The 12,623-nt window shown below is 64.3% G+C and carries 12 protein-coding genes; 4 read left to right on the top strand and 8 right to left on the bottom strand.

The window, feature by feature from the left end; genetic code table 11:
• Positions 1–2: 2 nt before the first annotated feature.
• From J5Y06_RS15060 to J5Y06_RS15045, 4 genes are all read right to left on the bottom strand, one after another.
• Entirely contained in the window at positions 3–929 is a 927-nt protein-coding gene (locus J5Y06_RS15060) for a hydroxymethylglutaryl-CoA lyase (protein WP_209336019.1), read from the bottom strand.
• Between the two features lie 3 nt (positions 930–932).
• The gene (gene panB, locus J5Y06_RS15055; protein WP_209336018.1) at positions 933–1,754 is read right to left on the bottom strand and encodes a 3-methyl-2-oxobutanoate hydroxymethyltransferase; all 822 of its coding nucleotides are present in this window, start codon (positions 1,752–1,754) and stop codon (positions 933–935) included.
• Positions 1,755–1,789: 35 nt separating this feature from the next.
• Entirely contained in the window at positions 1,790–2,764 is a 975-nt protein-coding gene (locus J5Y06_RS15050; protein WP_209336017.1) for an SMP-30/gluconolactonase/LRE family protein, read from the bottom strand.
• Between the two features lie 149 nt (positions 2,765–2,913).
• Positions 2,914–3,825 (bottom strand): LysR family transcriptional regulator, encoded by a 912-nt coding sequence (locus J5Y06_RS15045; RefSeq protein WP_209336016.1) that lies wholly within the window; start codon positions 3,823–3,825, stop codon positions 2,914–2,916.
• Between the two features lie 408 nt (positions 3,826–4,233).
• Here J5Y06_RS15045 and J5Y06_RS15040 point away from each other — a divergent pair, with 408 nt between their 5' ends.
• Positions 4,234–4,851 (top strand): hypothetical protein, encoded by a 618-nt coding sequence (locus J5Y06_RS15040; RefSeq protein ID WP_209336015.1) that lies wholly within the window; start codon positions 4,234–4,236, stop codon positions 4,849–4,851.
• 1,062 nt (positions 4,852–5,913) lie between these two features.
• Here J5Y06_RS15040 and J5Y06_RS15035 read toward each other — a convergent pair.
• From J5Y06_RS15035 to J5Y06_RS15015, 4 genes are all read right to left on the bottom strand, one after another.
• Positions 5,914–6,222, bottom strand: a complete 309-nt coding sequence (locus J5Y06_RS15035; protein ID WP_209336014.1) for a hypothetical protein — start codon at positions 6,220–6,222, stop codon at positions 5,914–5,916.
• The gene (locus J5Y06_RS23595) at positions 6,167–6,283 is read right to left on the bottom strand and encodes a hypothetical protein (RefSeq protein WP_385932434.1); all 117 of its coding nucleotides are present in this window, start codon (positions 6,281–6,283) and stop codon (positions 6,167–6,169) included. The genes J5Y06_RS15035 and J5Y06_RS23595 overlap by 56 nt, the downstream gene beginning before the upstream one ends.
• 29 nt (positions 6,284–6,312) lie before the next feature.
• On the bottom strand, positions 6,313–6,696 hold the full coding sequence (locus tag J5Y06_RS23590) for a DUF2332 family protein (protein ID WP_385932432.1): 384 nt from the start codon (positions 6,694–6,696) through the stop codon (positions 6,313–6,315).
• A 589-nt stretch (positions 6,697–7,285) separates the two neighbouring features.
• A complete protein-coding gene (locus J5Y06_RS15015; RefSeq protein WP_209336011.1) occupies positions 7,286–8,332 on the bottom strand; it encodes a LacI family DNA-binding transcriptional regulator in 1,047 nt (348 codons plus the stop codon).
• A gap of 88 nt (positions 8,333–8,420) precedes the next feature.
• On the opposite strand from J5Y06_RS15015, the gene J5Y06_RS15010 reads away from it, so the two are divergent.
• The 3 genes from J5Y06_RS15010 to J5Y06_RS15000 all read left to right on the top strand — a co-directional run bounded on the left by J5Y06_RS15010 (position 8,421) and on the right by J5Y06_RS15000 (position 12,601).
• Positions 8,421–9,695 (top strand): M20/M25/M40 family metallo-hydrolase, encoded by a 1,275-nt coding sequence (locus J5Y06_RS15010; protein WP_209336010.1) that lies wholly within the window; start codon positions 8,421–8,423, stop codon positions 9,693–9,695.
• A gap of 78 nt (positions 9,696–9,773) precedes the next feature.
• Complete coding sequence (locus J5Y06_RS15005) at positions 9,774–11,300, top strand: ABC transporter substrate-binding protein (RefSeq protein ID WP_209336009.1); 1,527 nt, start codon at positions 9,774–9,776, stop codon at positions 11,298–11,300.
• The gene (locus J5Y06_RS15000) at positions 11,297–12,601 is read left to right on the top strand and encodes an NAD(P)/FAD-dependent oxidoreductase (RefSeq protein ID WP_209336008.1); all 1,305 of its coding nucleotides are present in this window, start codon (positions 11,297–11,299) and stop codon (positions 12,599–12,601) included. Before J5Y06_RS15005 ends, J5Y06_RS15000 begins: the two co-directional genes overlap by 4 nt.
• The last annotated feature ends 22 nt before the right edge of the window (positions 12,602–12,623 follow it).

The raw sequence follows: 12,623 nt of genomic DNA, 5'->3' as shown, positions 1-12,623 counted from the left end.
GTTCAACCGACCGCACGTTTCATCGTAGTCGGGTCGACCAGGGTTCCGACGGGAGAGCTGTGCAGCAATCGTGCCGGCAAGGGGCGTCCGAGCACCGTCTCAAGCCAACGGCCCGCCTCGATCAGCGCCGCCAGATCGGCTCCGGTCTCGTGGCCTTCCAGATGCAGAAAATGCACGAGGTCTTCCGTCGAGACGTTGCCGGTCGCGCCGGGCGCGAATGGACAGCCGCCGACCCCCCCCAATGAGCTTTCGAAGGCAGTCCCGCCGGCCGCGAGACCCGCCAGCACATTGGCAAGGGACATTCCGCGCGTGTCGTGCAGGTGGAGCACAAATTCCACCTGCGGCAGCGCCTGGTTCAGCGCGGCCAGCATGCGTGTGACCTGCGAGGGGTGCGCGGAACCGATCGTGTCCCCGAGCTTGATGGTCCTGAAGCCGAGGTCTGCCTGCCGGTGAGCGACGTCCACGACCCGGCCGATCGGCACATCGCCTTCGAACGGGCAACCGAAGGCCGTGGCGATGGAGCCGATCGCCTCGATGCCGAGCTGATCCGCCAATCCAATGACCGGGCGCAGCCGCTCGATCGCCTCGTAGGTCGGCGCGTTCGAATTGGCCAACGAATGGGTTTCGCTTGCCGAAACGAAGCAGACCCAGGCGTCGAGCCCGAGAGGCGCAGCTCGTTCGGCCCCTCGCAGGTTGGGCACCAGCGCCTCGAGCACCAGCCGGTCGCGGTCGCGCACACCGCGGACCACGTCTTCTGCGTCGGATAGAGCCGGCACTGCCCGGGGAGAGACGAAGGAGGTCACCTCAAAACGGCGAATGCCCGCCCGCGCCACGCGGTCGATCAGCTCGATCTTCTGCTCGGTCGATACCGGGTGTGCTTCGTTCTGCAACCCGTCGCGAGATGCGACTTCCGTCAGCGCGACGCGCACCGCTTACCTTCCTGCCCCGAACAGATATTCCCCGGACGGATACTTGCGCTCACGGACCCCACGCGCGACGGTTTCTATCGCCGCCTCGATGTGGGACAGGACAGAGGCGCAGCGCTTGACGAGCTTGGGCTTGAACGCGACGAACAAGCCGATGATATCGTCGATGATGAGGATCTGACCGTCCCAGGCCCGCGACGCGCCTATTCCGATGGTGGTGGCGCCGGTTGCGTCGATAACCTGCCGCGCCGCCGCTTCCATGACGCTTTCGATGACGATCGAGAAGCAGCCAGCCTGATCGATGGCCTTGCGGTCGGCGACCAGTTTGGCGACGGCGGCCCCGTCCTTGCCCTGGGTCTTGAACCCCCCGAGCGTGTTGATGGATTGTGGCGTCAGGCCGATATGGCCCATGACGGGAATGCCGCGCTGGACGAGGAAGGCGGCTGTTTCGGCCATTTCGGCTCCACCCCCCAGCTTAACCGCGTCGCAGCCGGTTTCCATTAAGATGCGGGCGGCCGAATGGAACACTTGCTCGGGCGATGCCTGGTAGGAGCCGAACGGCATCTCGACGACGACGCAGGCGTGCCGGCAGGCGCGCACGACGGCGCGGCCGTGGCGGATCATCGTGTCGAGATCTACGCCCACGGTCGAGCTTTCGCCATAGATCGTCATGGCGAGCGAGTCTCCCACCAGGATGAAATCCACGTGCTGGTCCATCGCCGCGGCCATCGGGGCCGTATAGGCTGTCAGACCGACGATGGGGGTGGCCCCTCGACAGTTCGCCAGCGACATCGCGTTCAACTTCTTGGTGGGCGTCTGCACACTCATCGTTCTGTCGTCCTTCGTACCTGGATTCTCAATGATCAGCTCCAGGACCAGTGCGATGGAACCGAACCTGCGACCGGAGAGCGAAAGGTGGCGATACGGTCGCCCGCGATGCAGCCGAGATATGCCGTTCGCAGGTCGGGGCCGCCAAATGCGAGGCTGGACGTATTCGCCAACTTGCGCGAACGCGGCTGGTAGATCAGGTCGGCCTTGAGCACCCCCTGTTCATATTGCCGTCCCACGTGAGCCAGGTGATCAGGATCGCAGTCCTCGAAAAGCAGTGTCGGACGTCCGTCGGGGGTGACGCGATATATTCGGTTGGAGACGACGCTGATCACCCAGACGCCTCCTTCGGCGTCGAGTGCCATTCCGTCCGGATAGGTACCCGGCGCATACTCGGCAAACACGGAGCGGTTGCCCAGCTTGCCGTCGGCGAACACCTCGAATCGCAGCGTATTGCGGCTGAACGTCTGGTTGACGTAAAGCGCATCGCCGGCCGCGTTCAGCCGACACTCGTTCGTGAACGCGACGCCGTCGGCCAAGATGCGCGCCTCGGCGCCCTCCACCAGGCCAACGATGCCGTCGCGCGCAAGCGGATCGTAAGGCAGGTTCCGTTCGCGAAAAGTCGAGACGCAGAACCAAAGCCGATCTAAGTGATCCTGCCAGACGAAGTTGACCGCATTCAGCTGAACGCCGTCCACCTCGGTCAGAAAGGGCCTCATTTCGCCATCGGGCGCTATCCGCCAGAGGCCGCCCTCGCTGCCGAGATTGGCGAAGACGATGCTGCCGTCCCTGCGCAGCGCAAAGCCGTTCGTCTTGAAGCGACCCGGCTCGCCGTCGACCTCGCCGATCAGTGTTTGGGATCCGTCGGGCGCGATGCGCACCACACCGCCATCAGCGTGACTGGCGTAAAGTGCGCCCGAGGCCCCAGCGAGAACGCATTCCGGTCGTTTGAGGCCGGATCCGATGAAGCTGAAGTCTGTGTCGGACAGGGCGAAATGATCGGCCGTCATGTGGTTCCTCCCGAGCGTGCACCCGCGAAATCCCCGGCTCGCTCACTATGGTTGCTCAACCTAGAGAAGGCATCGAGACCCCTGTAGCGCTGATTTCGGACAGGAGTGTTTCGCTTCCTGCAACACGGGCAGATGGCGCTGCTGCTGCCTCATCCACGGGCGATCCCGGCATCCAGGAGAAAGCCGAACAGCAACTCGGCAGGAGGAGAAAGTGCTGTGTCCTTGCGGCGGATGATACTTATCTCGCGTGCCGCCCACTCTTCGTGGATCGGCAGCGCGACGATATCGAGCGCTTCCTGATAGGGGATGATGAAACGCTCGGGCAATATCGCGACGCCGTGGCCGCTGGCGACGAGGAGCCGCGCCGTCTCATTCGTACTGGCGATATGCCGATAGGTGAACGCCTGATTGGCGATGGTGCCAGCCCGTCGGATCAGCAGCGTCATCGAGCTGCTCTCCATTACGCCGATGACGGGGTGCTGCGCGATGTGCGCCAAAGTCACGCTCTCTTCCCGCACGAGCGGGTGCTGTTTCGGCACGGCCACCCAGAGCCGGTCGGACGAATAGAAGAAGCTCTCGATTTCGACAGGCAGATGGAACGTCCTGGCGATCAGGCCGAGTTCGGCGCGCCCGGCCACAACCGACGTCGCCACATTGGGGCTTATCTGCTCGAACAGTTCGATGCGGATTTGAGGATACCGCGCGTTGAACACCCTCATGTCGTCAGTCAAACCGTCCACAAAGGCTGAGCCATTGGCGCTCAGCAGGACCGTGCCGCTCTCGCCGGCCTTCAGGCGCTGAAGATCCCGCCGCGCTCGACTGCAGGTGTCGAAGACGCTGCGCGCCATCTCATAGATAATCTGTCCCGACTCGGTGAGCTGCATTCCGCGCGAATGGCGAACCAGAAATTCCTGCCGGAAACTATGCTCGAGCTCGGCTAGACGGCGGCTGATGGCGGACGGCGATAGGTTCAGCGTGTCGGAAGCGGTGCGTATGCTTCCCGCATCCACCACAGTCAAGAAGATGCGCAGGGTCAGCAGATCTATGCGAAGATCGTTCAAGGGAGGGTGGGGCTTGGTCAACGGCCTCGGGTGCTCCTTCCTGCGGGGCGAGCATTCATCACAAGCGTCACCAAGCGGGAACCATCGGACGAAATCGATGAACGCGGGGTCGCACGCCGACCTCCGGCGGTCAGGCACGACGGGTCCCATCGAATATTAAGGTAGTGACCGCCCGCGCGCCAGCCGCGCGTTCTATTAGGTGGCTGAAGGATCGGGTGGGCTGGGAGAGAGCCCGTGGCCGTCAAGATTGAGTCTTTGTCACCTCGAATAATGTTCGCGCAGCAGGGTTGACGGCCATCGGCTCGCGGCTGAACAGAAACCAGGCGGTCCTAGAGAGACGATGGCTGGCGTGCCCCTTAGATCAAGACACAGTTCACCCTAGACGGCATCCGTGAGGGCGGCGCCGGGATGCGCCGATTCGGGCAGGATGCGAAGGGCAGCCTCGATAAGGTGAAGGCTGAGGGCGCGAAGGCGCTGGAGCCGTTCAGGAAGGACGTCGACCAGGCGAGGCGCAGCCTGTGCGGCCTGCAGGCTGCCGCCTTCACCGGGATTACCGTCGGGGCGCTCGGCGCGTCGGCCGCAGTCGCCGGGATCGGCGCAGTCGCCGTCAAGGCATTCAAGGACACGGCGACCGAACTCGACACGCTTGCGAAGGATTCGCGCCGACTAGGGTTTTCGCCGAGGACGTTAGCGTGCTCGGCTTCGCGGCTTCCCGCGAGGGCGTGCCGGAGGAGGAGGCCACGAAGGGCATCGCGCCGATCGGCAACCAGTTCGTCGACGTCCGGAACAAGATCGCCCAGGCGCGCGCTCGCCGCCAGAGACGGAGAACAGTTGGATCCGACCGCCCTCAGGGAGGCGGCGGAGGCAAAGAGGGAGGACCTGCTCGCCCCTACGGCCTCAGCCTCTTTCCGGGGCGCCCCGCTACTCCTCCTTGCCGCCGTCCATGCAGCGCGACGGGAAGGCCTTCTTCGGGAGCCACGCGAGGCTGATGGAAGACGCTCGTCGGGAGCTGCTAGCGCTGTCTGAGGAGGGAGCCTTTGCGGAGGCGTGCAAGGCCGCCGCCCTCTCCGGCGCGGGCACATGGGACGGCGGCGCGCTCAGAGCCTCGAGGGCGGACTACGGCAGGATGCCCGACCGGGCGAGGATCGTGGCCGGATGTGCGGACGTGGTCCAACCGGGTTTCCTGAAGTGCGACTTCGTCCGCATCGGTCCCGGCAGGGGGACGGTCAAGGGGGTATCGCTGCCGCCTCGCGGACGGCACAACTCCCCTTGGTGGACGAGGAGGTCGTGGTGGACCTCGGCCGCGCACGGTCCCGGACGGAGATGACGGACGGCAAAGTCCTTTACCTGAAGTCAAAGTTTATGGCCCGGCACGATCCTGGGCTGGAGAGGCAGGAGAAGGCTGACGCGCGTCTCATCAGGGCAGGCATCGTCCGGGAGGACGGAAGCGGGACCGGACGCCGCCCTCCTTGCGACCATCCTCGCGAAAAGAGGATCTAGCAGCTGAGCCGCCTCTACGTAGAAAAAGGTTCAAGCTTTTTTGAGCGGCATTTTCTGCATGCTTGACTAAGATCCCGTAGGCGCATGCCATCTAAGTTTCGGGCCGCCTGTGCGCTCATCCGCCTGGGCGCTGGATGTGTGGAAACGTTTCCACACTTGCTCACCTTCTCGCCTCCAATCGCGTATCAGCGCCCGTCGCTATCCTTATCGCCGGCTCCTCCACCGGAGCGGGCCGAAGTCGAAGCGCTCTCCGTTAATGAGCATGGCTGAAACGCTACGGCGTGGGTTTTTCTCCATTCCTCGTGGCGGTCAATCGGTACGTCCGGAGGGCAATCTTCGGAAAGCAAACGGAGGCCAAGTTCTAAATCCCGAGGATGTATTCTATGAGGACCGGACGGATCGTTCCTGCGCTGCCTCCACTAACCTTCGTACACCGTCGCCTCATGCCATCCTGGCTCATCCGCAACGGTAACCTCATACTCTTCATCTTCGAACGCAAACTGCTCCGGCAGCAGATAGCTGACGTGCGCTACACGTGCACCGGGCCCTTTCGGTCCTGTTGATGGTATCGCGTCCGCGGTATGCGCGCTAACCTCGCCAGTTTTGAGTACCGCCCTCCCCTCGCGATGCCCACTTCGCCCGGCGAAGGGCGTCCGCAGGCACATGGTCGATGTCAGGCATGATGTTCGGTGCTTCGTTCCAGATCCAGACGTCCCCTAGCGCTGACGCCCGTTTGCCGAACCTCATGCGGTCAGCGGCATTCGTGACGTAGGCAAGAACGGCGGTATGGAAGACGACGAGCGTAGCGTCCTTCGGCGCCTGCCGGCACATGGCTTCGAATTCAGGTCCGAGAAGGTCGCCGCGCACCAGCGTCGGCTTTCTCTTCGGCCGCGACATCCAGCGCCAGGCGAAGCCGGACCAGGCGGTCTTCCTGCTCGGGCCAGACGAGCGTTTCCAGCCATGCGGCCTGGTCCGGGTCGCCAGCACTCAGCGGATTGAGATCAAGACCGGCACGCTAAACGATCTGCGGCAGCGTGTCCTGAACGGGGACCCTTTCGCCGGCCTTGCAGGGGAATACGGGACAGGGTCGGACGCCCCTGTGGGCCGAAGGCTGCGTGATGAGTAGTCATAGCCATAACGATCTAGGAACAGGCACCAGGCCAGCGGACGCCCCAACCTCCAGAAGCGCCAAGGCTGAGGCAGACTTGTCAGGATCGGAAGGAGGACGGCACCCCTGCCCGATTCGTTCGTTTGGGTTGAGCGCGTCAGCATGACGGAGCGAACCGCATCGAAGCGATCCATCAGCCCCATGCGGAACTCAGTGTAGTTCGACGGGACGCCGAAAACATGCCGATACGCGGCAAGAAGCAGGTTGGGCTGTTGTTTGGCCGGAGGCAGGCCCGCGATCAGCGCAAGAACCGCTGGATCATGCCCCAGGCGACGCTGCTGGCTGCTCCCGACGACGTTCCCCCGGGGGTGCGGCCAGCCGGCCGGTCCCAGGCGTTGCGCGGCGTGCCGTCATGCGGGTTGAGGCCGAGGCCCGAATAAGGGAACTACGTCATGTTTGTTCGGCCGATGACGATGAATCCGCTTGCCTCAGCCGCGCGGTGGCGTCGGCATCCCGCGGGGCCGGTAGCGCCCCCGCAGCAGCATCGGCCCCGCGCAGGTGACCTCGCTGGCGAGGTCGAGCAGATCTCCTTGACGGCGATGGGGATGCCGGCGAAGGGCGGCAGCGCGTCGCCCGCCGCCCGGTCGATGGCGGCGGCCTCTGCGCACGCCTGGACGAGGCGGAGTGCGGTGAAGCTGCGCTGCCCGTCCTCGCCCGCCGCCTCGATCCCCCGCGCGGCGTGGTTGACGAGTTCGCTGCTCGACACACTACCTGCGGCAAGCCGGCCGGCGAGCGTGCGCAGATCGTCGAACCGGGTTCCGGGATCGGTTGAGATAATGGTTACATCGTCCTTCAGGAGCTGCCGCGAACGACGAGTTCGTAGCCGACGTCGCGCAGGGGGATCTCGGCCCGCGGCTGGTTGATGCGCGTGACCAGCATTTCAGCGGCGTTCCACCCGATCTGATATCCATGGGTGCGGATGGTCGTCAGGCCCGGCGGTACCTCGGCGGCGATCTCGAAATCGCCGAAGCCGGCCACGGCAAGCTGGTCAGGAACCCGCAGGCCCTGCCTCTGGCACTCGAAGAGCACGCCGACGGCAAGAATGTCGGACGCGCACAGCACGGCATTGATGTCGCCGCTCGCCTCCTGCAATTTCCGCAAGCCGAGCGAGCCGCCCCGGAAGCTCGACGCATCCTGATAGAGATCGCCGGGATCGAGGGGCGAGACGATGCTGACGGGCTCGAAACCGGCGGCCTTCAGTTCCTCCTTCAAGCCCCGCAGGCGTTCGATGTAACGGTCGAGACCGATGGCCGGATAGTCGATGTAGCCGATCCTCCTGTAGCCGCGATCGACGAGATGCCGCGTGATCCTGCGCGCAGCTTCGTAGTTTTTGAACCCGGTGGCCATATCGATGAACGGTCCCCTCGTCTCCCAGGTCTCGACCACCGGCACGTGGGCTGCCTTGAGAAGATCAATCGTCTCGCGACCATGCCGCGTCCCCGTCAGCACCATGCCGTCGGGACGCCGCTGCATGAAGGCCTTCACCACGGCGGTCTCATCCTCCATCGAATAGCCGGTGTTGGCGATCATGAAATGGTAGGAGGCCTGCCGAAGGTAGTCGGCCATGCCCTGGATGCTGGTGGCGTTGTTGGAGTTGCGCAGCGACGGCACGACGATGCCGATCATGCTCGTTCGCCCGGAGGCGAGATTGCCGGCGATGCTGTTCGGCGAGAACCCGAGCCTGTTTCCGGTCTCCAGCACCTTCTCGCGGGTGCGCTGGGAGACAGAGTCCGGACGCTTGTAGACGCGCGACACCGTCATCAGGGAAACACCGGCCTCGCGGGCGACGTCGGCCATCGTCGACCAACCCTTTCTCCGCCTCATCGAACCGTCGGTCATGTCGCTCCCTCGAATCTTATTTTCCAACCTACTTGACAATATCGGGCCAATGAAGCGGAATGTTAGCGCTAACAACATTGGACAAACCATGCTGACGGCCATGGACATCACCTGCCAGATTGAAACCTGGATCGAGGAGGACCACGACGAGATCGTCGCCTTTCTCAGCGGCTTCCTGCAGGCGAAATCTCCCAATCCGCCTGGCGACACCCGCGAGGCGAGCGCCTATGTCGAAGCGTTCCTGGCGCGGGATTCGCTGCCCTATCGAGTGGTGGCGGCTCAGGACCACCTGCCAAACATCGTAGGGACCCTCGCCTGCGACGGAAGCGGTCGCCACCTCGTGCTCAACGGCCACATGGACGTGTTTCCCGCCATCGAGGACATTCCTGGCGAGCGCGGCCAGTGGAGTGGCGAGGTCTCGCAGGGGCGGGTCTACGGCCGCGGCGCCGCCGACATGAAATGCGGCACGACCGCCGCGCTGTTCGCCTATCGCTACGCCGCCCGTCTCAAGGACAAGCTGGCGGGACGCCTGACCCTGACCGTGGTGTCCGACGAGGAGACGGGCGGCCGCTGGGGAACCGGCTTTCTCATGGAGACGATCCCCGACGAGGTGCTCGGCGATTGCTGCCTCGACGGCGAGCCGAGCGGACTGGCAACACTGCGCTTTGGCGAAAAGGGCGCCCTGCGTGCCGTCCTGACCACCAAGACCAAGGGAGCGCATGGCGCCTACCCGCATCTGAGCGAGAGCGCGGTGAAGATCGCCGCAATGCTAGTGCGAGATCTCGAGAACCTCGCTGAGCTGGAGCCGGAGCTTCCCGGCAATATCGTGCGCATCTTGGCGCAACCAGAGACGCGAGCCGCGATGGATGCCAGCCTCGGCGACGGCGCCTCCGCCATCGTCGGCAAGACGACGGTGAATGTCGGCGTCATCCGCGGCGGCCTAAAGGTGAACATGATGCCTGACGAATGCGTGCTGGAGGTCGAGATCCGGATGCCGCCGGGACTGAAGCGGGCGCGGGTCGAAGAGGCGCTCGGCGCTCTCCTGACGCGCTATCCTTCCACCAGTTGCGAGATCAGGAACGACCACAGCTACGAATCGAGCTGGTGCGATCCCGAGCATAAGATGGCGGCGATCCTCCAGGACGTCGCTGAAGGTGTGACCGGGCGCCGGCCGTTGCCCATCATCAGCCTGGGCGGCTCGGACGCGCGCTATTGGCGCTATCGCGGCGTGCCGGCCTATCTCTACGGCCCCTCCCCCAAGACGATGGGCCGGCGCAACGAACACGTGACGATCGAAGAGCTTCTGACGGTCGTCAAGGTCCACGCGATCAGCGCGGTTCGCTATCTCAGCCGTGAGAATTGATCACCACCACAAGAAAAGGGGAATGACATGAGAAAAACAAGTCTACTCGTTCTGGCGCTGTCGGTTTCCGGCGCGGCAATGATGGGACCTGCTCAGGCGGAGGACACGGTAACGGTCCTGGTACGAAACGATTCCGTCGGTTTCGATCCGCATAAGGTCACCGGACGGGGCGCCGCCGAGATCCTGTTCATGATGGCCGACACGCTTGTCGCCGTCGAGGACGACCAGAAGACGCTGCATCCGCTGCTGGCGAAGTCGTGGGACATCTCCGCGGATGGGCTGGAATACGTCTTCCACATCCGCGAAGATGCCTCCTTCTGCGATGGCAAGAAGCTGACTGCGGCGGACGTGGCCTACTCGCTCAACCGCCTCGTCGATCCCGCGACGCGGTCGCCGGCGGCGTGGCGTCTCGGCTCGGTCAAGGAGATCGTCGCCGCCGATGACTATACGGTGCGCTACACGCTGAACAAGCCGCACAACGAGCTGCTCCTGCACCTAGCCCAGAGCTTCGGTTCGATTGTCGACAAGGACGACGTCGAGCGGCTGGGCCCGGATTTCGGCGTTAAAGGCCTCAACGGCACGGGACCGTTCTGCTGGTCGCAGTGGATGCCGCGTGACAGTTTCACGCTGAAGCGCCACGACGCCTACACCTGGGGTCCGGCCTTCTACGCCAACCAGGGCCCGGCGCTGGTCGACACCATGGTCTGGAAAGTGGTTCCCGAGGAAGGCGCGATCCTCGCCTCGATGCAGACCGGCGCCGGCGACATCTCCTACGTGATGCCGGAATGGGCGATCGCCCAGCTGAGCGCGGCGCCGAACCTGACCGTGGCCGAGCCGCGCGTCTCCAACTACTCGGCCTATCTTGGGCTGCGCCCGTTCCGAGAGATGACAAGCGACACCCGCGTCCGCCAGGCGATGAACCTTGCCGTCGATCGCCAGGCGCTCGCCGAAAGCATGTGGTTCGGCCAGGCCAATCCGGCGACGACGCTGGTCAGTCCCAAGACCATCGACTATTCGGGCGAGTATCAGGCTTCCTACGATCCGGACAAGGCGCGCGCGCTGCTCGACGAGGCGGGTTGGACGCTCTCCTCGGACGGGTTCCGCTACAAGGATGGCAAGCGCCTGGCGCCCTCCATCCTCGCGGCCGGCACGTCAGGCTGGCGTTCGCGCCTCGAAGCGATCCAGGGCTACATGAAGGAGGTCGGCATTGATCTCCAGCTGCAGCTGGTCGAGCCGGCGGCGGCGATGGCGCAGATCAACACCTCGAACGAGTTCGACGGCTACGCGCTGTTTTCGCCCTACGCCACGGCGGGTGAAGTGCTGATGATGTTTCACTCGGCCAACATTCCCGCGCCAAACCGGTTTCATTGGAAGGACGCCGACACGGACGCACAGCTCGAAGCCGGGCAGACCGCGCTTGTCGACGCCGATAAGAGCAAGGCCTATGCCGCGGTGCAGAAGACCGTGGCCGAGGAGGCGCTGCTGATCCCGCTGGTGCATGAGAAGCTGTTCCTGTTCTCCACCGACCGGGTGAAGAACGTCAAGGTGCACGGCATCTACAACAGCGCCCTCTACAAGGGTCTCGACATCGAGGTCGTGAAATGAACCAGGCGCTGTCGGCTGATTTCAAGCCGGAGCCCTATTGGTGGGAAGATGTTCCGCGGCGCTCCGCCGCGGAACAGGACCTGCCCGTCGAGACGGATGTCGTCGTCGTCGGGTCAGGCTATGCAGGGCTGTCCTGCGCGATCGAACTCGCGCGACAGGGACGCTCCGTCACGGTCATCGAAGCCCGCAGCCTCGGCTTCGGCGCAAGCAGCCGCAGCGTCGGCATGATCGGCGGCCGCCTGCGGCAATCGCTGGGCACCCTGTCGCAGCGCTTCGGCGCCGCGAAGGCGAGAGACCTCCTCACCGAGACACGCGACGCGTTCGGCTGGTTCCTGAGCTTCGTCGCCAAGGAGGCGATCGAATGCGAGCTGCGCCTGTCGGGTCGCCTGATCTGCGCCTGGACGCCGAAGGATCTGGCAGCGCTAAGGCGCCAGCGCGACGTTCTGGCCACGTTCGACATCCGCGCGGACATGGTCGATGAGGCGGATCTGCGCGCCAGCATCCGCACTCCGCTCTATCATGGCGCGATGCTGCTGCCCGACGATGGCGGCCTGCATCCCTCGCGCTATCACGAAGGACTGATCAGCAGCGCGCACGCGCGCGGCGTCGGCCTCATCTCCGAAACACCCGTCACCGGGGTCGAACGGTCGGGCGCTTCGTTCCTGATCCAGACGTCGCGAGGCGGAGTGAAAGCCCGGCAGGTGGTGCTGGCGACAAACGCATACACAGGACCGGAATTCTCGTGGTTCCGGCGACGGATCATCCCCGTCGGAAGCCACATGATGGCTACGGAACAGATGGCGCCGGAAACAATCGATGCCGTGCTTCCGACGGACAGCCTAGTCAACGACACGCGCAGCCTCGCCTACGCCATTCGCAAAAGCCCAGACGGCACGCGGATTCTGGTCGGCGGCAGAGCGTTGTCCGGCAACGCCGTCGAAGCACGCGGCGTCGCGGTCCGCCTGATGAAGGTGCTCAGGCAGGTGCTGCCCGGGCTGCCCATGGTGAAGGCGAGCCATGGCTGGGAAGGCAATGTCGGATTCACGCTCGATCGCATTCCCCACATGGGGGTGCGGGACGGCATCCACTATGTGACCGGCTGCAACGGCTCCGGCATCGTCATGGCATCCTATCTCGGCATGCGGGCGGCGCGGCTCGTCTGCGACATTGACGAGCCGAGCTCGTTTACCGGCAACGCCTTCAAGGCCCTGCCCTTCTATTCAGGCAAGGCGTGGTTCATGCCCGTCATTTCGGCATCGATGGGCCTGAACGACAAGCTGCGCGCCCTGATCGAGAAATAATCCCGAGCGTAGAGGAAATTTT

The organism is Tianweitania sediminis (genome assembly GCF_017813335.1).
In the GTDB taxonomy this organism is placed as follows: Bacteria; Pseudomonadota; Alphaproteobacteria; order Rhizobiales; family Rhizobiaceae; genus Tianweitania; species Tianweitania sediminis.
This window is presented reverse-complemented; position numbering and strand designations above follow the sequence as displayed.

What these genes read in the sequence shown, in the direction of transcription:
- J5Y06_RS15035 (WP_209336014.1), bottom strand. Translation starts at nt 6,222, where the DNA reads ATGTCGCGGCCGAAGAGAAAGCCGACGCTGGTGCGCGGCGACCTTCTC.
- J5Y06_RS15010 (WP_209336010.1), top strand. Translation starts at nt 8,421, where the DNA reads ATGCTGACGGCCATGGACATCACCTGCCAGATTGAAACCTGGATCGAG.
- J5Y06_RS15015 (WP_209336011.1), bottom strand. Translation starts at nt 8,332, where the DNA reads ATGACCGACGGTTCGATGAGGCGGAGAAAGGGTTGGTCGACGATGGCC.
- J5Y06_RS15000 (WP_209336008.1), top strand. Translation starts at nt 11,297, where the DNA reads ATGAACCAGGCGCTGTCGGCTGATTTCAAGCCGGAGCCCTATTGGTGG.
- J5Y06_RS15005 (WP_209336009.1), top strand. Translation starts at nt 9,774, where the DNA reads ATGATGGGACCTGCTCAGGCGGAGGACACGGTAACGGTCCTGGTACGA.
- J5Y06_RS15050 (WP_209336017.1), bottom strand. Translation starts at nt 2,764, where the DNA reads ATGACGGCCGATCATTTCGCCCTGTCCGACACAGACTTCAGCTTCATC.
- panB (WP_209336018.1), bottom strand. Translation starts at nt 1,754, where the DNA reads ATGAGTGTGCAGACGCCCACCAAGAAGTTGAACGCGATGTCGCTGGCG.
- J5Y06_RS15040 (WP_209336015.1), top strand. Translation starts at nt 4,234, where the DNA reads ATGCGCCGATTCGGGCAGGATGCGAAGGGCAGCCTCGATAAGGTGAAG.